The following is a 21,584-nucleotide window of genomic DNA, read 5'->3' as shown; positions in this document are numbered from 1 at the left end:
CCCGCGGAGCGGGATATGCAGCGCTGGCGCGCTGCATAGAGAACGGCTCCGCTGACGCTCCGCCAGATTTCCGCGCAAGCGCGGAAATCGAATTCCGCAAGCGGAATTCTGAGTGCGTGTTAATTCGCGCAAGCGCGAATTAAGGAAATCCCGCAAGCGGGATTTCTGAGGCTGGCAGCAAGGCGTGTGCATCACGCGCAGGACTGTGTAGGGCTTGGGATTCCCAGCTATCACCCTAGTAACGGGTGTGACGGACCGTCGGCTTGGACGGGGTGCCGACCTCGTTGTAGTGACGGGTTCCGCTGCGCTCCACCCTGAACCCCTTCCCCACTGTCTACCCGTCCCGGCATGTTCGCGTATCGCCCTGTCAGCATAGAGGGCAGCCGACTGTTCGTGGGTGAGATTGAGTCACTGTGCCACCCGCGGGTGTGAAGTTGGCAGACGGTTGATGCATCATGAGTTCTGGGTGTGTAGAGTCTGGGATCAGATGCTACACCCCTACCACCGCGCACCTGCGCCTGAATTATATTTACTATTACGCGCCGCATTCCGCGAAAAAGGAGAACATGGGGCATGGCCGTGAAGCTGCGTGATCACCAGATCGAGGCCGTTTCCGCCATTGTGCGGGGCCTTGATGTTCCGTCAGGCGGTATTCCCTGGAATGGTCTTCGTGGGCAGGTGCACGCCGCGTGTGGGACGGGGAAGACCGTCATGGCTGCCGCGTCGGCGAAGCGGCTTGTGCCCCGGGGGCGTGTGCTCGTGCTGGTGCCGACGCTGGATCTGCTGGCGCAGACCGTGAGGGCCTGGCACGAGGCCGGCCACAAGGGGCCGGCGGTTGCGGTGTGTTCGCTCCAGGACGATCCGGAGCTGTGGTCGTTGAAGGTGCGCTCCACGACGAATCCGATCCAGTTGGCGCTGTGGCACGGGCAGGGGCCGGTGACCATCTACGCGACGTACGCGTCTTTGGGTGTTCTGGCGGAGGCGTTCGAGGGTGTCTACGGTCAGAAGCTTGATCGAGTAGACCTCGCGGTGGTTGATGAGGCCCACAGGACAAGTGGCTCGATGGGTAAGGCGTGGGCCGACATCCACGATCAGAGCGTCATCCAGGCCTCCCGGCGGCTGTACCTGACGGCCACACCGCGGATCTGGGAGGAGCGGCTCAGCCGCGAGGTCGCCGAGGGAGTCCGTGACCCGCTGCCGCGGGAGATGGCGGCTTCCATGGATGATGAGAAGGTCTTCGGGCCCGTCCTGTACAAGCTCTCGCTCGCATCAGCCGTCTCCCGGGGCCTGTTGGCGCGGTACCAGATCATCGTCCTGGAGGTGAAGGACCCGGTCGTCACGCCCGAGCGGCTGATGGGCGAGGAGCGGCACACGGAAGAGGTCCGCGGTCAGCGCCTCGGGGCGCTCCAGGCCGCGTTGCTGCACACCATGGCTGAGCACGATCTGTCGACGTGCATCACTTTCCACCACCGCACCATCGAGGCTCAGGCGTACGCGGAAGGGCTGGAGCGGGTGGCGGCGAAGCTGCACGCGGATCAGCCCGAGACGTACCCGAAGCGGATCTGGGCCGACTGGCTGTGCGGCGAGCACGTCCCCGAACGCCGGCGAGAGGTTCTTGGTTCGTTCGGGTCCACGGCGCAGCGGGCGGTGCTCTCGAACTGCCGTGTTCTGGGCGAGGGTGTCGATATTCGAAGCGTGGATTCAGTTGCCCTATTGGATCCCAAGGGCGCGCCGCACGACATCGTCCAGGCCATCGGCCGCGCACTCCGCCAGAAGCCCGGAGAAGGCAAACTCGCCTCCCTGATCGTGCCCGTCTTCCTCCAGCCTGGAGAGCAGCCCGAGGACATGTTCACCTCTGGATCGTATCGGCCCCTGGTGAAAGTCCTGGAAGGACTGCGGGCTCACGATGAAGAGGTTGTCGAGCTGCTGGCGATTCCTCAGGAGCCGCAGAAGGACGTCGCGCAACCGTCTGTGAACATCGGCTCTGCGCCCGGGGAAGGCGAGGAAGAATCACGGCTGCTGCTCCGTTTTGCCGCCCCCAGGGATCCGGTGATGGTCGCGGACTGGGTGTCCTTCAACGTGATCGATACCGAGCGCCAGGACTGGGCCCGCGGCTGGGCCAAGCTGAAGACGTACGTCGAGCGGGTCGGGAACGCCCGCGTGCCCTACGGACACCGCGAGGGCGCGACACCGCTCGGGCAATGGGTGGCAGAGCAGCGGCGGGCCTTCTTGGCTGGGGAGATGAGCGGGCTGCGTGCCCGCCGGCTGGAGCAGCTAGGCATGGTGTGGTCCCTGGCCGACGAACGCTTCCAGGAGAACCTGGAAGCCGCCAAGGCGTACTACGACCAGCACTGGACCCTCTGCGCTCCCAGGTCAGCGGCGATGCTGGACAGGCCGTTGGGGATGTGGCTCGCGAATTTGAGGCGGCCCGGTGCGTTGGACGGGCACCCGGAGTGGAAGACCGCGCTGGAAGCCGTGGACAAGGACTGGAACCCGGACTGGCCGGCGGACTGGCAACGGCACTACGCCGCCCTGCGCGAGCTCATGGCCGACGAACACGGACAGGCTGGTGAGACCGAGGTACTGCCCGGGCTCACCGTCCACGGCATGGACATCGGGAAATGGCTCGCCCGGCAACGGAAGCCGGAGGTCTGGCAGGCCCTTCACGACGGGCAGCGCGAGCGCCTGGAACAGCTCGGCATCACGCCGCCAGCCCCGGAGCCGGAGGCACCCGCGGAAGCGTCCACGGCGCCCGTGAGCGCCTTCGAGAAGGGCGTTGCGGCCCTGGCTCAGTACAAGGGCCGGGAAGGGCACCTGGCAGTGCCTAGGGGGCACGTAGAGGTGGTCGAGATCGACGGCCAGGAGCACGCCGTCAAGCTCGGAGTGTGGGTCATGAACCAGAAAACCCGGCGCGCCAAGCTGAGTGCCGACAAGCTCCAGGTACTCGCCACGCTGGGGCTGGGGTGGGCTGGTCAGGGTTAAGGGATGGGCTAAGTTTGCGGTTAAGACGTTTCGGGTCTCGACGTGAAGGTGCAGGGTCATGGCGTCTGAGGAAGAGCTGTTCGCGTCCGTCGACGCTCTGCTGAACGAGGAGCCGCATCTGCCGCCTCCGGCGGAGCGGGCTCGGCTGCGTGAGGCTGCCGGCATCACCCAGGCCCGCCTGGCCAGCGCGTTGAAGACCACGACCCAGTCGGTGAAGAACTGGGAGAACGGCCGCAGCGAGCCGAAGTCGCCGCGCCTTGATGCCTACCAGCGGCTGCTGAACGGGTGGGCGGCAAAGTATCCGGCCCCCGGTGCCGTGTCGGCTGCCGCGACAGTGCCGGCAGCGCCTGCCGCCCCGGCCGCGTCCGAGGCGGCGAGGGCAGACGCCCCGCAGCCTGTCGACGTTCCAAATACGGGGCTGGCGCGCCCCGCCGCCCGGTCCGGCGCGACGTCGCGGCGCCCGGCCCCTCAGAAGGCTGCGAGGCCTGCAGCCGATCCGCGGTTCCCGCACGGTCCGCTCGCGGTGCTGGACGGGGACGGCTGCGCGCACGGCGTCGACGGGATCGTGCTCGACTGCCCGGCGACCACGGTGGTGGAACTGGTGGAGTGGGCGCTGCGCGCCTCCGGCCTGGGTGCGCCGCGTCTGCACCGCAACGGCAAGGACAGCGACCCGCTGATCGTGCTCACCGCAGCGGCCGCCGTGAAGCTCGGCCTGCCCGAGCGCCTGGAAGGCCACGAACAGCGCCGCTCCCTGCGCCTGCCGGAGGACCACCCGGTGGTCAAGCAGGTGGTGAAGGCGAAGTGGCGGCTCACTCAGCGCGGGTTCGGTCCGTGGGCAAGGATCTACCGCAAGGTCCAGGGGCACGAACGGCAGTGCGTGCAACTCGCCATCCTGTCGTGGGACGCCCTCGATGAGCGGTCCTGGCTCGGCGTCTCCGAGATGGAACCTGCTGATGTCGCCCGCGTCCTCGGCACCTACGCCCAGCGGGTCATCACGCCGCGCGGCTCCACGGCCGTGTCCGGGCTGGAGCTGATGACGGCGCTGCGACCGCCCACGCGTGCGGTGCGCGACGAAGCGAGCGGGAACTGGGTGCCCGGCCACAACCCCGGCAGCCTCGGGACCGAGCCGATGGATCCGGCGCCGCCGGAGGCTACACCGGAGCACCCCGTCGTCGTGGACAGCGGCTGGACGGGCGGGTTCCTGAATGAGGAGGCGTACCAGTGGGTGCGCGACGTCAGCCTGCTGAGCGATGAGGAGTGCACGCTGCCCTACGTGGTCGGGCTGGACCTCAACACCGCCTTTCTTGCCGCGGCGGCCCGCCTGGTCGTCGGTCTGTCCGCCCCGGACCACTTCCGCGCCCCGGCGTTCAACCCGAAGATCCCCGGCTCCTGGCTGGTCGACCTCTCCCACGTCGAGGTGGACCCGCGTCTGCCCTCGCCCTTCACGCCGGACGGCGTCCGGCCGGCAGGTCCTGCCTGGTACCAGACGCACACCGTCGCCTATGCCCAGGAGCTCGGCTACAACGTCGCCCCGATCGAGGCGTACCTGCGCCGGGAGACCGGCGCCTACCTGGACCCGTGGCACGACCGGCTCAAGACCGCCTACGTCGATACCCTCGCCGACCTCGGCGTCACCAAGGACCTGTCGGACGCGGAGTTCCTGGCGGCGATGGAGCAGCACAAGGACGTCGACCCGGCGATGGCGGCCGTCCTGGCCGCGATCAAGGCGACCGTGAAGGGCGGCATCGGCAAACTGCGGGAGCGTCCGCAGGGCAGGAAGTACAAGGAGGGCGAGCGGTGGCCGGCCCTCCAGCGTCCTACCTGGCGCCCCGACGTCCGCGCTGCTGTCATCTCCAAAGCGCGCGTCAACATGCACCGCAAGCTGCGCAACATGGCGGCGATGACGGGCCTGTACCCCCTCGCCGTGCTCTCCGACTGCGTCGTCTACCCCTCACCGGGCGACTCGCCGCTGGACTTCCTGCCCTATGCGGCCTCCGGCAAGCCCCAGCCCGGTGGTTTCCGTCTCGGGCCGACCCCCGGCCTGGCCAAACTCGAGGGTGTGCAGTCGATGCTGTGGGCGGTCGACCTCATGGAACAGGGCTACAACCCCGCCCGGCACATCAAGGGCGGCGACGCCGTCCTCGACGAAGGAGAGTAAGCGCTGTGGCCGGAGAGATCGACGACGCCATCGAACGCGCCGATCAGGAGAGCTTCACCCGCCAGCCGCCCAAGACACTCCAGGCACGCATCAACTTCCTGATGAAGCAGCTCAAGACGACCAAAGCCGTCGCCCAGGAGATCGGTGTCAGCCAGCGGTCGGTGGAGCGCTACCGCACAGGCGAACGCAAGCACCCGCCCAAGGCCATCGCCGAACGGATCGACGCCGCCGTACGGGCCCGCTGGCAGCCACAGGTCCGCAAACGCCGCCAGAAACAGGCCGCGACCACCGGCGGGATCACCGTAGAAACCCGCGCCCGCTTCGGATACACCGCACCCATCGGCACCACCGACGACGGACGCTTCCGCCGCCTCACCGTCCACCTCCCCCCGCACTACGCACAACGCCTCTTCAACGCCCGCAACACAGGCGCCGGCGACCAGGAGATGCGCCAGATCATCGCCGACGGCCTCAAAGACATCTACTTCCAAGACAGCGGAAACCGCGCCCAAGGGCTCTCCGACGTCACCCTCAACGACATCGACTACCTCGACCTCGACTACTAACCTCACGGGACTCCGGGCCAGGGTCAGTGGCTGAGTCCGCCGACCGCTGCGCGGGCTCGGCCGGTCTCGAACCGGTCCAACGTCTTCAGAGGCGTGCCAGGACTCGCTGCAAATCGTCTCGGTCGAATGCGTGGCCAGAGACCAACAGAGTTCGGGTGTAGGCGTCCAGAGCAGAGATAAGGTTTTGCGAGAATCCCGCTACTGCGGGTAGATCCCAGGCACCGGTGAGCAGGTCGTCGAGGCGGCTAGGGTCCGCTGGCAGGTGGATGTAGATCTCCCACGGCGGGACACCCTTGAGTCTGGCCCGCTCGGAGCGCGGGAACATCCGGTTTCCCACTCGCTCCAGAGCCCGCAGCACCGCCAATTCAGGTGCAGCTGTCATGTCTAGTGCTGTCGCCATCGCTCGGGTCCATTCGTTCGAGTAACGCCTCAGCAGCGCTCGCCCGGGAGCACTGCCAACCTGACGTTAGGCGGGAGCCGAAGCGGACAGTCGGGTCGCACCGAATTTTGACTCGATTGAGTGGGGGCCACTGCTCTCGCCTTCGCCGTACCCGTCCCCGCCTCGCCCGCGTGGCGGATGGGCGATTGGGCCGATCACCCAGATGGAGGCTGGTCTGCGGTAACGCGTGTCGTGGGTGTTCGGGACGTGCGCTCAGCACCGACTGTCAGCACAGGTGGACATCATGGTCAGCATGGAGTTGAGTGCGAAGCTGCCGCGGCAGCGTGGTGATCGCCTGGTCCTGTATGCAGAGACGGCAGAAGAGCAGCGCTCCGGCGCCGAATGCGACCTCAAGATTCGGGACTCAGGTCGTGCACGACGGAGCGTGAGTGGTTGGTGGGATGACTGGCTGCCATTCGAGGGGGGACTCCCCGACCTTGCAGAGGCCACCTTCGTCAGCGGGCAGCAGCTGGTCAGGGCTCTTGAGGCTCGTTATCCGAGCGTGAAAGTAACTTTGCGTTTCGGGCCACGTGCGGCTTGGTGCTCGGCGAAAGAGCGACGGCAGGGCTCGTGGGCTGAGATGAAGATGAAGCGGCCTCCGCTCCATCCGGATACGGAACGGCTGATCCACGCCCTGAGCCCGGAGTGCATGATCTGTGGAACGACCGCACGGAAGCTGGAGATCGCTCACATCCTGGACTGGCCGACCATCCGCAGCCTGATCGAGACGCACCCCCTGTTCAGCAAGGACGATCACGACCTGCGGCGGGCCGCATTGATGTTCCACGACCCTTGGAACATGGGAGTGCTGTGCCGCGACAAGCGCCGCCGCTCTGGCTGTCATGACCAGCAGGAGGACTCCAGGATCACAACAGAGCAGGTACGGCGAGCGAGGGTCTAATTGGATCGTCAGCCTGGCGCCGAACGCTTCTATGGGCGCTATCTCGATCAGAGCCTTGTCGAAGAACGCAGACGGTTTGGCCTCGACATGAACGTGATGGCCAGGGTGCTAGCGCTCTTGTCGGAGGCCGCGAAGGGCAGGGACCCCGATCTCTATGTCCTCAAGCACGGTGAAGTGAGGGTGAACCGGGCACTTGGTGCCATGTGGTTGGGGGAGCATGACTGTCCGGACCACGGCCCCGGCGATGGTGATCGCTAGGGGGCATTGACAGCCGGCAGCCAATTGCCGGAGAGGCACCCGTGGTCGCCCGGATCTTGATCGAGACGGTGGGCACCCGGATGTTCCCTCCACAGGGCCTCCGTTGGGCCCTGGCGCACTGCGGACACACCGCGCTCTCTGCAATCCACTGATCATTCATGCGCGCATGCTGACGGCTCGATCCGCTTACGTCCTGCGCAGCGACGGTGCGCCGTCGCGACCGCGCCGTCACTCTCCGGTGAACGGACGCTGCCCACGCTGTCCAGGAGCCGCACCTCACGTGAGGAGGGGGGTGAGGGCGGCACGGGTCAGGGCTCTGGGCCAGGTGCTGCCCTTGAGGCGAGCCAACGTGGCGGCACCGGCGGCGGCCATCAGCGCAAAAACGGTGACGCCAGCGACAGCGAGGAGGACGACGGCGACGGTCACGGCAAGCTCCCTGCACACCGTGGGGTGTTGACAGGGATCAACCTCCCGGAATGCCTGTGCGCCATGGTTCAGCGAGACGAAAATGAACACGGCGCACACACCACCTGGGGGGCCAGCACATGCACGAGGCGGACAACAGCCGAGGCCTGGCACTCCTGAGCTGCGCGGACGGCTGGAAGAGGCACGAGCCCGGGCCAGGCTGAATCAGACAGAGCTCGCGGGGTTAGCCGGGCTGGGCCGAGCGACAGTGGGCAAGGCTCTTGCACTTGATGAGGGCGTTCCGTCGGCGAATACGGTGGCCCGTCTGGCACGCGCGTCGAAGCTGTCGGCGGGGGGAGCTGCTGGAGTTGCGGCGGACCGCGATGGAGGAAGCGGATGGGCACCCGACCGACATGCCGGGTCCGGGGCGTCCGATCGAGCAGTGGGAGCCGCACGAGCTGGAAGTCCACCCTGCCGGTCCGTGCTCCATCGCGGTCGGCGAGCGGGCCCTGCCGGGATACGTGGAGCGCCGGCATGACGAAGTGCTGGCCGCGGCGGTACGGGAGGCGGCTCAAGGCCGCAGCCGGATCGTGGTCCTGGTGGGCAGCTCGTCGACGGGCAAAGGACCATGCGCTGGAAGCCCGCCGTGAACGCCTTCGGCATCCCCTTCGACGGCCGACTCTCAGCGGCCCGTCAGTCATCATCAACTACCCCAGTTACACCGTTCGTTTGACAGTCCCACAGCTCGCAGGACTTGTTCATCGCCTTCATCGACTACGGCCAGGGACCTTCGAGTCCGCTGATAGATTCCTTCGGTGAGCGAGCAACTGCCCAGCGGCGGAATCGAGTTGTCACCCGACGAGATCGAAGCCCTCCCCGCCAGGTGGTCGTCATGCTGGGCTCCGAGGGAGGTCGCGCAGCGGCTGGCCGGGATCAGCACGCCCTGGTACGTAGCCGCGGGCTGGGCGCTGGACTTGTTCCGGGGCATGCAGACGCGCGCTCATGGAGACATCGAGATCGCGGTTCCGGCAGCGCGCTTTCCCGAGGTCCGCCAGCGCTTCCCCGGATACGCCTTCGACGCCGTAGGCAGCGGCCGGATCTGGGAGAACGCCGCACCGGAGGTGCTGGCCGCCGTGCACCAGACCTGGCTCCGCGATCCGGCCACCGGCAACTACCTGCTCGACGTGTTCCGCGAACCACACGACGGCGACACCTGGATCTGCCGCCGCGATGAGAGGATCCGGCTGCCCTACCACCACATCGTCCATCACACCCAGGACGGCATCCCGTATCTGGCGCCCGAACTGGTCCTGCTGTTCAAGGCCAAACACGCCCGCCGAAAGGATCAAACAGACTTCGAGGCGACCGTCCCGCACATGACCTCGGCTCAGCGCGAGACCCTCGCCGAGCTACTCGCCCGCGTACACCCGGGACACCCCTGGATCGAGGGCCTGTAGCCAGCGGTTTACCGGTGTGACCGCCTCATCGGCTGTCGCCGGCTCTCGGGGAAGCCAGCCTGCTGGAGACCTTGCGTGGTCTCCCACAACGGGGCCGGGCAGTTCCAGGAGTTGCTGTCGGATGGCAGCATCGCGGGCAGCTGCGGCCGGGGCTCCGACCTCTTTCACGAGCGCAGACAGACGGTCGGGACGACTGAATCCAGGCGCAAGGTCCGTGGCGGCAAGGAAATTGGGTCTGATCCTGTGCCGCCCCGGCCGTCGTGGACGGCCGGGGCGTACGCGTGTTCACCCGTGGGTCAGCAGTTGCGGATGGACCAGACCGGCGTCCAGTCGTAGCTGTACACGGTGTTGTCCGGCGTGAACCGCTTGAGCACGTTGCCGCTCTGACCGTAGAAGTACGAGGTGACCCCGCCGGTCTGCGAGTCGACGTAATAGCCGCCGCCGTTCCAGTACGACAGCGAGTACCGGGCGCAGTTGTAGAGGAAGAAGACCTTCCAGTCACCCGTCGTGGGGTCCCACACGGCGGTACAGAGGCTGCCGCTGGTGCAGTTGACCGAGCTGCCGCTGGCCACGTGGACGACCCTGCTCGCAGTCGGCGAGGTGGTCGGCGAGTTCGCCGCGGCGGATTTGGGCGTCACCCCGGCCGGTGCCGCAGGCAGCACCAGCACGTGGCCGCCCTTGGCCCCGCCCTGCTGCGGAGCGGCCTGGGCCGGGCCCGCGACGAACAGGGCCGCCAGCGCCACAGCCAGCGCGCCGAGGAGCCCGATGATGGATCGTTTGTCACTCATTCTGCCTTCAACCCCCTGAGAAAAAAGGCGACTTGGACGCCATCAGACTGTGCGCGTCCGCCGTTGCCCCACAACACGTTTAAGCCGTGGCTTCAGGGCCGGCTGTCGCTCTTCCTGCCAGTGATCCGGCACGTGAAGGACAGCTGCCGAATCCTGCCGGGACCTGTTACAGGGACGGCCTGGGACGGGCCTCGAACAGGGCGATCCCGACCTGCGTGATGGTGTGGAGGACGTACCTGCCGTGCCGGACGCTGACCAGCAAGCCGGCCCGGCGCAGCACCGCGGTGTGCTGGCTGACAGCGGCGCCGGAGATGCCGAACCGCGCAGCGAGCTCGCCGGTGGTCCGGCCGGTGACGACATCCTCCAGGATCGCAGCCCGGGTCCGGCCGAGCAGCGCACCCAACTCCGTACCCTGCCGGCTGCCGCTGCCCACCCAGTGCGGGGTGTGCTCGACCGGATAGACCAGCACCGGCGTCCAGTCGGCCGCGGGAAGGGCCAGGGTGACCGGTCTGCGGATGCAGAAGAAAGAGGGCTGCAGCACCACCCCTCGCCCCTGAAGGCGGACTTCGTGGTCGACGGGATAGTCGGCCTCCAGCACCGGCGAACGCCAGCGCAGCACAGGACTGAAGCTCGCCAGCAGCCCGTCGGTGCCGCCCGCCAGGACGGCACGGGCGCGGACGGCCCGGTCGGCGTCGACCTGCTCGAAATCGACGAACTCGGCTACCTCGAACTCGACCGCTGCCGCGCCGAGATGCTCTTCCAGGTTCTGACCGAGCGGGAGGAGAAGAACAGTATCGCCATCGCTTCCAACGAAGCGTTCACGGGCTGGTCAAAGACCTTTACCGACCCGCGGCTCTGCGCGGCCATCGTCGACCGGCTCACCTTCAACGCCACCCTCATCGAGACTGGCACCGAGTCCTATCGACTGGCCCGCACCAAAGCGAACAAGATCAGCGGCACGAACTAACCGACCTCAACCGATCCCACTGTCCATTTCGACGGCGAGGCGTTGGAGATCGTCAGCCGACAAGGCAGCGACGTGGTGTGGCGGGGCCTCATCCGCTTCGGGCGGACGCCGGGGAAAGTCCAAGACCTGTTTCGGCATCACTGATACCCGTCGGGTATGGCCGTCCGTGCCGTGGACACGGCGGCAGCTGATGCCAGCCGGGTATCACAGCGGTCGGAAAGGGTCTTGGACGCGGACTGGGCCGGGGACGCAGGCTACATACCGAAGTCACCGACTACGGAGATTGGAGCCACCCCTCATGAAGGTCTTTCTCACCGGCGGATCCGGATACATCGGCCAGGCCACGATCAGCGCCCTCGTCAAGCACGGGCACACCGTCGAGGCCCTCGCGCGCAACGACCGCGCCGGCGACATCGTCAGCTCCGTCGGGGCGACGCCGGTACGCGGTGGGCTTGGCGACCTGAAGGTGCTGAACGCCGCCGCCGCCCGCGCGGAGGCCGTCGTCCACCTCGCGCAGGCCGAGACCGGGGACGAGGACCTCGCGGCGGCCACCGCGATGCAGGACGGCATCGGCAACGGCACCTACGTGCACACCGGTGGCACCTGGGTGTACGGCAACACCGAAGGTGTCGTGGACGAGACCGCCCCGTGGAACCCGCCGGGCCTGGTCGCCTGGCGCAAGCCCGTCGAGGACGCGGTCCTCGCCCGCGCCGAGCAGGGCGGCCGCCCCGTGGTGGTGCAGCCGGGTCTGCTGTACGGCGGCGAGAACCGGCTGATCAATATCTTCTACACCGCCCCCGGCAAGGAGGCCGGCGCGATCCCGGTCATCGGTGACGGCGCCAACCACTGGGCCCTGGTCCACATCGAGGACATCGCGGAGCTGTACGTCGCCGCTCTGAAGGCCAAGGCTGGCTCGGTATACGCGGGTGTGGGCGGCGTGAACCCCACTGCCAAGGACGTCTCCCTCGCGGTCGCCAAGTCAGTCGGTCTGGAGGGCAAGGTCGTGTCCATCACGCTGGAGCAGGCGTACGACCAGATGGGTGTCATCGCGGACGCGTTCGTCCTGGACCAGCAGCTCACCCCCGCGCGGGCCGAGGCGGAGCTGGGCTGGAAGCCGACGTTCACCGACCCGCTGGGCGTCCTCGCGCGCGGCGAATGACCCGGTCCTGACACGTGGGTGGGCGGCGAACGTCCACCTGGTCCGGGCGGTAGATTCATGACCTCATGCCTCGGCCGTCGACGCAGACGACCGGGGCACGTCGTTTCCCGGGACGGTCCGGTGACAGTGCGCGGGACCGTCCCCTCCAGAAAGGAGCGGTGACACCGGGTGGATCTTGACCTGCGGAAACTCCGGTACTTCGTGGCCGTGGCGGAGGAACTCCACTTCGGGCGTGCGGCCGAACGGCTGCATATCGCGCAGCCGGTGCTGTCCCGGCAGATCCGCAGCCTGGAGGACGACCTCGGCGCCGAGGTCTTCGACCGGAACCGGCGCGGCACACTGCTGACCCCGGCCGGTGAACAGCTCCTGAAGGACGCGGTCCCGCTGCTGGCGTCCGCGCAGGCGCTGCTGCGCCGGGTGAAGACGGCCGCGCAGGGCACGCCGACGCTCACCATCGGCTTCATGCCGGGGATCACCGTGACCCCGGCGATGGTGGTCTTCACCGGCCGCCATCCCACCGTGAACGTCCGTCTGCTGCGGACCAGTTGGGACGACCAGGTGGAGGTGCTGCTGGACGGCCGGGCGGACGTGAGCGTGGTGCGGCTGCCGATCAACCCGCAGGGCCTGACGGTCCTGCCGCTGTTCAAGGAGCCGCGCGTGGTGATGCTGCCTGCGGGTCACCGGTTGGCGGACCGAACGTCGGTAAGCGTCGCGGATCTCGCTCCGGAGCATCTGCTCCAGGACCCGGACGCCGTACCGGAGTGGCGGGACATCGCGGAGGAGCTGCGCGAGGGGCGGCGATCGGAGGTTCCGGTCATCCACCAGGTGGAGGAGAAGCTGGAGCTGGTGGCGGCCGGGACCGGTATCGCGGTGCTCCCCCTGTCCACCGCGAACTTCTACACCCGCCCCGACGTGGTGCCCCTGCCGGTGGACGACATCGGTCCCAACGAGGTAGCCCTCGCCTGGGTGACCTCCCGGCGCGCCCCGCTCATCGACGACTTCGCAGCAGCGGCCGAAGAGACCCTGGGCAACCGGTGACCCTCCGGGGACGGGGGGCAAAAAGCGTCATCGCGCGCACACCAGTCGGCGCGGCGGCCGGAGCCGCGCAACGGTCACGAGCGTCGCGCTGGATGCCGTCGAGGACCCGGCAGCCCGCCTCGTGAGAGCGGAGCAGTTCGAAGTCGGCGCGGCGGCCGGAGGCGCGCAACCACATCCGGGACAGGATCTCGGCACTCTCCCGCGCCAGCCCCGCCTCGCGCGAACGGCGGGCAGCGAACGCCTCCAGCACGAGCCGCGCCAGCCCGATGGCCTCCAGTTCGGCCAGCGCGAGCGCCGCCCGCCCGTCCTTCAGGGAGGCACGCGCGGCGAGTTCGGCGGGTGTGCACTCGCCGAACTCCATGAGGTCCAGGCAGCACAACTCGGCGGCCTCGGACAGTCCGACAGCCCGCAGGGGCTCCGAGTGCATCGTTCTTCCATTCTCGTTTTCCGTACAGGAAGTCGCTGCTACACGTAACAAAAGGAAGCAAACTACGTGTCCTGCAATACAGTTGGCATAACAATGGCGCGAAATCGCTGACAGTGCTCGTAACACGATCATGGTTGTGCCTTCTTGAGGCGTCTCCAGCAGATGAGGCTGCAGGCCAATGAGACGAAGGCATCGTGGAGTTCGGTTCGGCGTTCCCAGCGGACGGCGAGGCGCTTGAACTGGTAAAGCAGTGCGAAGGTCTGCTCCACGACGTAGCGGAGTTATCCCAGTCCCTTGATGTTCGGGGCGCCCTTGCGGGAGATGACCGGCAGGATCCGGCGGTGTCGCAGCTCATGGCGCACGGCCTTCGAGTCGTCGTATGCCTTGTCGCCGAGGAGCAAGTCGGGGCGTCTGCGCGGGCGGCCGGGCCTTCCGGCGACGGGCGGGATGCCCCTCGACGAGGGCGAGGGTCTGAGTGACGTCGTTGACGTTGGCCGCAGTGGTGATGACCGTGAGCGGGGTGCCGCGTCCGTCGCAGATCAGATGGTGTTTGCTGCCCGCTTTGCGCCGGCCGACCGCCGACGGACGAGCATCCGTACCCACTGCTCGTCCAGGACACCTACAACAACCGCCGGATGCCCGGTGGAGACGTCGTGTCTCTGCGGCGCGAGGTGCAAGAGTTCACGAGTTCCGGGGAGAGATACGAGTGGGAACTCTTCGCACGCAACCACTGGGTCGACGACTCCATGCTGTACCTCCGGGGCCTGTTGGACCTGCTCGCCCCACACATCGCGCAGCCCGGCTATGGGGGCCACTTCCGGAACATATCCGACACCGAAGTGACTGTCTTCGACTTCCGCGATGGAGGGTACGAGCCCTTCAAGATATGGGGTGTCGACTCGCAGTGACCGGACGGCAAAGGGTTCGCGCCGCGCGGTCGTGCCACATCCGTGCCAGAACAGGCGGGGAGTCACGGGGAATCGGGGCACACCAAGGCGCGTGCCACCGGACTCTGCTCAAGGCGGGGGTCCACAGGTCACAGCGCAAGTCACCCCACCTGGCTCCTAAAGTGGTTGTCCAACGCTGTCACTGAGTCCACACCCGCTGGAACTCTTCGGACGGGATGGCTTCCAACGGGTCCTCCTCAGGGTCGAGCGCCTGGTCCGTCTTGATGGCGATCAACTCACCGCGGTCGGGTACGGCCTCGAAGTACCACAAGCCGCCCTCCTCGTCGGCGTGGCGGAAGTGGTGCCGCCGGGCGGCCCCCTCATCAAGAGATCGGAATTACGCCACGCTCTCTGCTTTGATGCGCTCCAGGTCAACCACGGGATCATCGTGCCAGCGAGCGCGTGCGGTTGGACCGTTCTGACATCCACAGGTGACACCAACGACCCCGGACACCAGCGCTTCCAGGCGATCCTGCACGGCTGGCGTGGCCAGGCGGCTCCCCGACAGTGCCGAGGAGCGATCGAACTCCTAAAGCGGGGGTCGCCGTTCGAATCCTGCCGGGGAAGCCATCCGGACTGGGTAGACCTTCGGACGGGGATCACGCCAAGGTTACGTGTATGCCCCCCTCAGCTAGGACATCGAGGACGTCGGCGAATAGGTCGTGGGGCTGGCCGTCTGGAGTCAGGGTCCGGGACAGGTACTTGCGTGCGGTCCCGGCGCTCCGCCAGAGCAGGGTTGCAGGGGCGGCGAAACCAAAGGTGCCGTGCAAGCAGTCGTCGAGGGCGGCCAGACAGCCGCCGAAGTAGCCCCCCGGCCCGTTCACCGTCTCCCCAAGCGCCAGATACAGGCCCGGTTGGTCGGTGATGTGTCGGCCGTCGAGTTCGTAGGCATGACCAGCCGGCCGGTCGAGGTGAGAACGGCGACATGCCCGCTCGCGGACGAGATCGAGCCAGGCCCCGCGGCGCCGAGTGTCGAGGCCCGCCCAGGCACCCAGGGTGTCCGGCGACCCGGCGAGCCACTGCTCCCAGACGGGCCGGGCGAATTGAGGAACGGGGGTGAAGAGCTGCCCGCCAAGCTCCAGGTCGATCAGATCTGTCCCGTAGGAGGATGGGCGCCAGGAGCGGACTTTGGCCCACAGCAGCCGATCGGTGAGCGGCTCGCCCTGGGCGTCCTGTATCTCCAGGGCGGCCTCCTCCAGGTCCAGTGCCCGCCGGGTGCCCTTCATCAGTGCCGCTCGCAGCTGATCACCCTGGGCAAGTCTCTGCAGGACGAGCAGGGGCACAGCTTGGTCGGCCGGCAGGACGCGGGTGAATTCCCGACAGGAGCCCAGCCACCGATGTCCGTCGTGTACTCGGACACGACCCATGTGTCTCTCAGGCGGACCTTCGTAGTCGTCCAAGCCAGTGAGCACGAGACTGCCGGTCCCCAAGAGTTGTCCTGGGGTCTCCGCGTCCTCCAGCAGCCAGGGCTCAAGTGCATCGTCGTCCGGCACCATCCACACCCGGCTGCCGACCCACCCCTCGACCTGGGCACCTTCCGGCACCCAGCCGAACAGTTCATACGTCCCGCGCCGGGGCTCCCCAAAGAGTCCCTCTACTGCAGCGCACACGCCCCAGACGTCGCCGCGCTCCGTCTCCGTCAGCCTGTACCGCCCGTGCCTGCGATAGTCCCAGTCCTCACGCACGGTCGTAATCATGCCCAGACCAGGCCTTCACGACGAAGCTATTTTCCCAGTCGGTCAAGGTGCCTCAAACAGCCTCTGACCCCAGCGCAGGCGGCCTGGGTGAGTGTCTAACTGCGTGACAACGCAGGCGAACAGCGGCGAACAAGCCCGTACGTACGCGAACCGTCAGTGCAGGTGACAGCCACACCAGCCCAAGGCAGGGCCCCCACCCCAGTTGCTTCGGGACGTTGCGGTCCGACGAGAAGTACACGAACGTCGTGGCCCGGCTCTGTCGCACGGGAGACGAACCGCCCTCCCCCTGAGCGGGGCGGGCCCGGCGTCTCAGGCGCCCGGCGCCGGCCAGGCCGTCATGGTGTACTCGGCCACCCGCCGCAGCTCCTGCGCGCTCGCCCCGTCGCGCGCCTGCTGGGACATGCCCTGGACGACAGCGGCGAAGTAGACGGCCAGGGCCCGGGTGTCGGCGCTGCCCGCGAGGGTTCCCTGGTCCTTGGCGTCCGTCAGTCGTTTCTCGAAGGACCGTACGTTCGCCGTCCGGCGGGCGCGCAGGTCCTCCTCGACGTCCGCGGTGCCCGGGGAGTAGTTGACGGCCGCGCTGATGATGAGGCAGCCGGCCGGATGCTCGGGGTCAGTGTAGGAGAGCGCCGCCTCGTCCAGCATCCTCGCGAAACCCGCGCGCGCGTCGCTCTCTTGGTCCAGGGCGTTCTCCATGAACGCCCCGAAGGTGTCGCCGTAGCGCTCGACGACCTCGGTGAACAGCGCGCGCTTGTCGCCGAACGCCGCGTACAGGCTCGGCGGGGAGACCCCCATGGCGGCGGTCAGGTCGGCAATGGACGTGCCCTCGTAGCCGTGCTGCCAGAACAGCAGCGTGGCCCGCACGAGCGCGACCTCACGGTCGAAGCTCCGCGGCCTGCCGCGCTTGGTCGTCGTCATGACCAGATTTTACAGCGATCGCTATGGAAATCAGGTAGCCTATTTCCGTAGTCATCGCTACAGAATATGGATGTGGAAGGCATGGAGCCCATGGGCGCGCTCGCAGGAAAGACAGCACTGGTGACCGGCGCAAGCCGCGGGATCGGCCGGGCGATCGCCGAACGGCTGGGGAGCGACGGAGCGCTGGTGGCCGTCCACTACGGACGCAGCGCCGCCGCCGCACACGAGGTCGTGGAGACCATCCGGTCCAAGGGCGGCACCGCCTTCGCCGTCCACGCCGAGCTGGGCAAGCCCGCAGACGTGGAGGCACTCTGGGAGAGCTACGACCGCCAGGCCCTCGAACACGCGGGCAGCACGGAACTCGACATCCTGGTCAACAACGCCGGCATCACGCCGCGCGGTGAGATCGGGCAGACCACGCCCGAGGCGTTCGACGAGGCCGTCGCCGTCAACATGCGCGCGCCGTTCTTCCTCACCCAGCAGGGCCTCACCCGCCTGCGGGACGGGGGCCGGATCATCAACACCTCGTCCGGCGCCACCCGGATCGCGCTCACCGACATCATCGCGTACTCGATGACCAAGGGAGCCGTCGACGCCTTCACCTTCACGCTCGCCAAAGCGCTCGGCTCACGCGGCATCACGGTCAACTCGGTGGCCCCCGGCATCGTCGACACCGACATCAACGCCTCCTGGCTGCGCGGCAACGCGCAGGCCGAGGAGTCGGCCGCCGCGCTCTCGGCGCTCGGCCGGGTGGGCCGCCCCGAGGACGTCGCGGACATCGTCGCCTTCCTCGCCTCCGACGACGCCCGCTGGGTGACCGGGCAGACCATCGACGCCACCGGTGGCTCCCAGCTCTGACCGCCGAGCCGGCCGCCTTGGACGAGACGGGACCGCGCCCGCGCACGGGTGTCAACGGGGACACCGCGATCACACGCACACACGACACTCTGCTGCCGGAGGCCCCCATGCACGTCGTCATCGCCTGGTGGGACGAGCGACGCACCACCCAAGCCCGCGATCCGCGGCCTCACCCGTCCGGCAAGAGCGAACTCCATCCCCGGGCCGACGAGTTCCCCGGCCTGTGCACAAGCCGGTGAATCACCGACCCGGAAGCCGACCGCCAGGGACTCGCCCTCACCTGGGACTCAGCCACCAGCGCCGACCACTCACTACCGGCCCTCTCCCAGCACGTATTCGGCTGCGCCCCCTCCCACCGATGGGGCTTCGAACTCGACGACACCACACCCCCGTCCCAGGACAGCCCGGAACTGCCGCCCCGACTGAACCTCCTGCTCCACGCCTGAACACACGCGCGGCGAGGCAACCGCACCCCGGCTCACGGACCCGGATGCCAGCGCCTCCCCACGTCCGTCATGCCTTATCTCGCCGTAGTGATGACGTAGTCGATCGCGGTGGCGACGTCCTGGGCGACATGGGTGGGCTGGTAGGAGTCCTGGGCCCATTGCTGTCCGTTCGACACCCACACGCTTCGAAGCCCGAGCGCGTCGGCGCCGGCGATGTCGGCATGCGGGGAATCGCCGATGACCCACCCGCCCATGAGGGGCACTGCGACGGCATCCGCGGCAGCGTGGAAGATCTCCGGTTCGGGCTTCTTGCGGCCCACCGCCTCGGAGATCACCCAGCCCTGAACGATCTGGTCGAGTCCGGTGCGACGGATCTTGGCTTCCTGTTGGGCAGTGCGGCCGTTGGTGACGATCACACAGGTCCAGCCGTCGGCCTGTGCTTTGTCCAGGGCCTCGCGCGAGAGGTCGGCCAGTACGACGCGATCGGCGGCGCCGTGGTCGAGCAGGGCACGGATGGACTTGGCGGGCACCATGTCCCGGTACCGGTCGGTCATGGCCGCGGCAACATCGTGGCGGGCGGTATAGCCGCGGGCGTCGAGAGCCATCACCCACGTGAGATCGGAGGCGGGCAGGCGATGCTCGGTCAGGAATGCACTGACGGCATCGCGGAAGGCGCAGTCGCGGTCGACCAGGGTGTTGTCGAGATCCAGCATCAGCAACGGCATGATCGGCAGTAGACCACGGGCGCCGATCTCCGGGCAGGTGGGTTTACCACCCAACGTCGACGTGGCCGGCGAGGTAGACGAGGGTGCCCTGCGCATCCGTGCCGAAGGCGGCGGCGACGAGCGTGGGGTCCGCGGTGTTCACCAGGTCGACGAGACGAGTGCTGCGGATCGCCCCGGGCAGATACCCGCAGTCGTCAAGCACCTGGAAGAGAGAGGCGGTTGAGGCCGGGCTCCAGGGCCGTCGCGGTCATCTGATCTGCGCCCCGGGCAGATCCAGGGCAGCTGCGGATCACCGCAACCCGGCAGTGCCGCCCTGCCGTCCTCCTCACACCACAGATCATCCCGCCGTACCCACCTCACGGCCAGGAACCACGAACACCTGCTCAGGGATTCCCTTGCCCGGATCAGAGATCCCGTTGCTCAGATTTGATGTCGGCATGCCCGGCCAAGTGGCTGGAGCTGGACAGGAACTTCACAGCGGGGAGGAGGCTCACATGTTCCTCCGCCGCTCCCCATCCCTTGACTCAGCCGGTGTTCCGGCGCCGACTCGGAGAGCCTCCACACATGCACACACCCCGCGCCGGCCGGCGCTCAGGCTGGTGCCGAGTACGCCGTGACCGGGCCGCTGGCCCTGGGGATCGGCGCCCTGCGCCCCACCCCGGCCCAGGCCACCACACCCAGCCCGCACACAAGAAGTTCGACAGGGACCAGCGGACCACTGCGCAAGACCACCCCCACCGCGAGGAACCTGGCGACATCGCTCCGCCCGTCCGCGACGCCCTGGCTGCGCTTCCTGTACGAGATGAGGACCGCACCGGCTACGAACGCAACGCACTCCGGCACTGAATCGATACCGACCGCGACAGGTGCACCAGGGTTCGAACCGCACCTTTGAGCGGAAATGAGTAGTCCTCCCCCGTACGACCCCACCTTCTCCGCGACCACCCGCACCCCCCACACTGACCCCCTGATTCCACTCCCCAAGGCCTCAGACTCCAGCCCCCCACCCAGACCGCCAAAGAACACGAAACCCACACCAACAACCCCGGGCGAGCTTGACGCCGATCCGGGACAAGCCGTCGGCAGTGGCCTGACAGACGGCCGCCCTTGCGAACCGCCCGGTTCGAGCCTGGTTCCAGGGCACGGCGCAGGACACCGGCCCAGGGACAACTGGCCCTCAGCGTTGTCGCTGCGACTGCCATTGCACCCCCATCGCCGGCGGTCCTACGAAGCGCACGCCGCACGACGGTTTCGATGACCGACCCACGCGCCCTACAGAGCCCCGGTGCGGTGTGTGCGCCCCTCCGCTTACCGGTTGACGGACCGCATCCCTGCCTCGTCGTACCGCTCACCGGCCGCCTCGGGCAGCTCCGCGTCGATGCGGGCCAGGTCGTCCTTGGTCAGGTGGATGTCGACGGCGGCGGCGTTCTGCTCCAAGTAGGTGCGGCGCTTGGTGCCCGGGATCGGCACCAGGTCCTCGCCCTGGGCCAGCACCCATGCGATGGCCAGCTGAGCCGGGGCCACGTCCTTCTCAGCGGCGATCTCCTTCACCTTCGCCGCCAGCCGCAGGTTCGCCTCCAGATTGGCGTCCTTGAAGCGCGGGTTCTGGCGGCGCCAGTCGTTGGCGTCCAGGTCGTCCGGCGAGGTGAACCGCCCGGCGAGGAAACCCCGGCCGAGGGGCGAGTACGGGACGAAGCCGATGCCCAGCTCCCTGCAGGCCGGCAGCACCTCGGCCTCCACATCCCGCGACCACAGCGAGTACTCGCTCTGCACGGCCGTGACCGGGTGCACGGCGTGCGCACGGCGGATGGTCCGGGCGCTCGCCTCGCTCAGCCCGATGTGACGCACCTTGCCCTCGGCGACCAGTTCGCCCAGCGCGCCGACCGTCTCCTCGATGGGCACGTTCGGGTCGACGCGGTGCTGGTAGTACAGGTCGATGTAGTCGGTGCCCAGACGCGTCAGCGAGCCGTGGACGGAACTGCGGACGTGTTCGGCCGAGCCATCCTGCGGGCCGACCGTGCTGATGTCACCCGGTACGGCGTCGTCCATCCGGTAGTTGAACTTCGTCGCAACCACATACTCCTCGCGGCGCCCCCGGATCGCCTCACCGACCAGGGACTCGTTGGTGAGCGGGCCGTACATCTGCGCGGTGTCGAGGAAATTCACCCCGAGGTCGAGGGCGTGCCGGATCGTCGCGATGCCCTCCTCCTCGTCAGCGGTTCCGTAGAAGGCGGACATGCCCATGCACCCCAGGCCGATGGCCGATACCTGCAATTCCCGCAGACTGCGCTTCTGCATGGTGTGTCCCAGCCTTTCCTGCACACTTGGTCATCCTTCGGGCGGCACGAAGTCTCCTGTCCAGCCAGACACAGCCGCCGACACCCCGCATCCCGGGAGGAGCGGGCGCTGAGACGGCCTCGTGCGCCGCTACGTCCCCGACGCTACGAC

21 protein-coding genes and 1 pseudogene are annotated in these 21,584 nt (G+C 67.8%); 11 read left to right on the top strand and 11 right to left on the bottom strand.

Annotated elements, in window-relative coordinates:
- The first annotated feature begins 573 nt into the window (after positions 1–573).
- From H295_RS0138500 to H295_RS47365, 4 genes are all read left to right on the top strand, one after another.
- Positions 574–2,982: a DEAD/DEAH box helicase gene (locus tag H295_RS0138500; RefSeq protein WP_020139654.1), complete on the top strand. Its 2,409-nt coding sequence runs from the start codon at positions 574–576 to the stop codon at positions 2,980–2,982.
- A gap of 58 nt (positions 2,983–3,040) precedes the next feature.
- Positions 3,041–5,140 (top strand): telomere-associated protein Tap, encoded by a 2,100-nt coding sequence (gene tap / locus H295_RS0138495; RefSeq protein ID WP_020139653.1) that lies wholly within the window; start codon positions 3,041–3,043, stop codon positions 5,138–5,140.
- Between the two features lie 5 nt (positions 5,141–5,145).
- Complete coding sequence (tpg, locus tag H295_RS0138490) at positions 5,146–5,706, top strand: telomere-protecting terminal protein Tpg (RefSeq protein ID WP_020139652.1); 561 nt, start codon at positions 5,146–5,148, stop codon at positions 5,704–5,706.
- 674 nt (positions 5,707–6,380) lie between these two features.
- The gene (locus H295_RS47365) at positions 6,381–7,046 is read left to right on the top strand and encodes a hypothetical protein (RefSeq protein WP_158691088.1); all 666 of its coding nucleotides are present in this window, start codon (positions 6,381–6,383) and stop codon (positions 7,044–7,046) included.
- A gap of 534 nt (positions 7,047–7,580) precedes the next feature.
- Here H295_RS47365 and H295_RS47700 read toward each other — a convergent pair.
- Entirely contained in the window at positions 7,581–7,730 is a 150-nt protein-coding gene (locus H295_RS47700; RefSeq protein WP_199788643.1) for a hypothetical protein, read from the bottom strand.
- Between the two features lie 362 nt (positions 7,731–8,092).
- On the opposite strand from H295_RS47700, the gene H295_RS48265 reads away from it, so the two are divergent.
- Both H295_RS48265 and H295_RS0138470 read left to right on the top strand, forming a co-directional pair.
- Positions 8,093–8,359, top strand: a complete 267-nt coding sequence (locus tag H295_RS48265) for a hypothetical protein (protein ID WP_234021726.1) — start codon at positions 8,093–8,095, stop codon at positions 8,357–8,359.
- Between the two features lie 165 nt (positions 8,360–8,524).
- Complete coding sequence (locus tag H295_RS0138470; protein ID WP_020139647.1) at positions 8,525–9,166, top strand: nucleotidyltransferase domain-containing protein; 642 nt, start codon at positions 8,525–8,527, stop codon at positions 9,164–9,166.
- A gap of 296 nt (positions 9,167–9,462) precedes the next feature.
- Here the strand turns inward: H295_RS0138470 and H295_RS0138465 are convergent, their stop codons facing one another.
- Together H295_RS0138465 and H295_RS48260 are read right to left on the bottom strand one after the other, a co-directional pair.
- A complete protein-coding gene (locus tag H295_RS0138465) occupies positions 9,463–9,954 on the bottom strand; it encodes a hypothetical protein (protein ID WP_020139646.1) in 492 nt (163 codons plus the stop codon).
- A gap of 166 nt (positions 9,955–10,120) precedes the next feature.
- Entirely contained in the window at positions 10,121–10,495 is a 375-nt protein-coding gene (locus H295_RS48260; protein WP_234021774.1) for an ArsR/SmtB family transcription factor, read from the bottom strand.
- A 150-nt stretch (positions 10,496–10,645) separates the two neighbouring features.
- On the opposite strand from H295_RS48260, the pseudogene H295_RS46240 reads away from it, so the two are divergent.
- The 3 genes and pseudogenes from H295_RS46240 to H295_RS44285 form a co-directional block, all read left to right on the top strand.
- Positions 10,646–10,921 (top strand): annotated as a pseudogene (locus tag H295_RS46240) (ATP-binding protein); the annotation flags it as partial.
- Positions 10,922–11,219: 298 nt separating this feature from the next.
- Positions 11,220–12,080: an NAD-dependent epimerase/dehydratase family protein gene (locus tag H295_RS0138450; RefSeq protein ID WP_020140688.1), complete on the top strand. Its 861-nt coding sequence runs from the start codon at positions 11,220–11,222 to the stop codon at positions 12,078–12,080.
- A gap of 168 nt (positions 12,081–12,248) precedes the next feature.
- Entirely contained in the window at positions 12,249–13,118 is an 870-nt protein-coding gene (locus H295_RS44285) for a LysR family transcriptional regulator (protein WP_020140687.1), read from the top strand.
- Here H295_RS44285 and H295_RS0138435 read toward each other — a convergent pair.
- Positions 13,069–13,545, bottom strand: a complete 477-nt coding sequence (locus H295_RS0138435; protein ID WP_020140686.1) for a hypothetical protein — start codon at positions 13,543–13,545, stop codon at positions 13,069–13,071. The two genes, H295_RS44285 and H295_RS0138435, sit on opposite strands and share 50 nt — an antisense overlap.
- Positions 13,546–13,896: 351 nt before the next feature.
- The gene (locus H295_RS48500; protein ID WP_078616874.1) at positions 13,897–14,148 is read right to left on the bottom strand and encodes a transposase; all 252 of its coding nucleotides are present in this window, start codon (positions 14,146–14,148) and stop codon (positions 13,897–13,899) included.
- 50 nt (positions 14,149–14,198) lie between these two features.
- On the opposite strand from H295_RS48500, the gene H295_RS44275 reads away from it, so the two are divergent.
- Complete coding sequence (locus H295_RS44275; RefSeq protein WP_020140684.1) at positions 14,199–14,453, top strand: hypothetical protein; 255 nt, start codon at positions 14,199–14,201, stop codon at positions 14,451–14,453.
- Positions 14,454–14,631: 178 nt separating this feature from the next.
- Here the strand turns inward: H295_RS44275 and H295_RS48495 are convergent, their stop codons facing one another.
- From H295_RS48495 to H295_RS0138410, 3 genes are all read right to left on the bottom strand, one after another.
- The gene (locus H295_RS48495; RefSeq protein ID WP_020140683.1) at positions 14,632–14,763 is read right to left on the bottom strand and encodes a hypothetical protein; all 132 of its coding nucleotides are present in this window, start codon (positions 14,761–14,763) and stop codon (positions 14,632–14,634) included.
- 328 nt (positions 14,764–15,091) lie between these two features.
- Positions 15,092–16,189, bottom strand: coding sequence for a barstar family protein (locus tag H295_RS0138415; protein WP_020140682.1), 1,098 nt, complete (start codon positions 16,187–16,189; stop codon positions 15,092–15,094).
- 309 nt (positions 16,190–16,498) lie between these two features.
- Positions 16,499–17,107, bottom strand: coding sequence for a TetR/AcrR family transcriptional regulator (locus H295_RS0138410; RefSeq protein WP_020140681.1), 609 nt, complete (start codon positions 17,105–17,107; stop codon positions 16,499–16,501).
- A gap of 81 nt (positions 17,108–17,188) precedes the next feature.
- On the opposite strand from H295_RS0138410, the gene H295_RS0138405 reads away from it, so the two are divergent.
- Entirely contained in the window at positions 17,189–17,965 is a 777-nt protein-coding gene (locus H295_RS0138405) for an SDR family oxidoreductase (protein WP_420706289.1), read from the top strand.
- A 520-nt stretch (positions 17,966–18,485) separates the two neighbouring features.
- Here the strand turns inward: H295_RS0138405 and H295_RS0138395 are convergent.
- The 3 genes from H295_RS0138395 to H295_RS0138380 all read right to left on the bottom strand — a co-directional run bounded on the left by H295_RS0138395 (position 18,486) and on the right by H295_RS0138380 (position 21,434).
- Complete coding sequence (locus tag H295_RS0138395; RefSeq protein ID WP_020140678.1) at positions 18,486–19,136, bottom strand: HAD family hydrolase; 651 nt, start codon at positions 19,134–19,136, stop codon at positions 18,486–18,488.
- A 43-nt stretch (positions 19,137–19,179) separates the two neighbouring features.
- Positions 19,180–19,338, bottom strand: coding sequence for a hypothetical protein (locus H295_RS47360; protein ID WP_020140677.1), 159 nt, complete (start codon positions 19,336–19,338; stop codon positions 19,180–19,182).
- Between the two features lie 1,106 nt (positions 19,339–20,444).
- Positions 20,445–21,434 carry an aldo/keto reductase gene (locus H295_RS0138380; RefSeq protein ID WP_020140675.1) on the bottom strand — a complete coding sequence of 330 codons (990 nt, stop codon included), beginning with the start codon at positions 21,432–21,434 and terminating at the stop codon, positions 20,445–20,447.
- Between the last annotated feature and the right edge of the window lie 150 nt (positions 21,435–21,584).

Source organism: Streptomyces sp. 351MFTsu5.1, assembly GCF_000383655.1.
In the GTDB taxonomy this organism is placed as follows: domain Bacteria; phylum Actinomycetota; class Actinomycetes; order Streptomycetales; family Streptomycetaceae; genus Streptomyces; species Streptomyces griseorubiginosus.
Note: the sequence above shows the minus strand (reverse complement) of the source record. Positions and strands in the feature narration are given on the sequence as shown.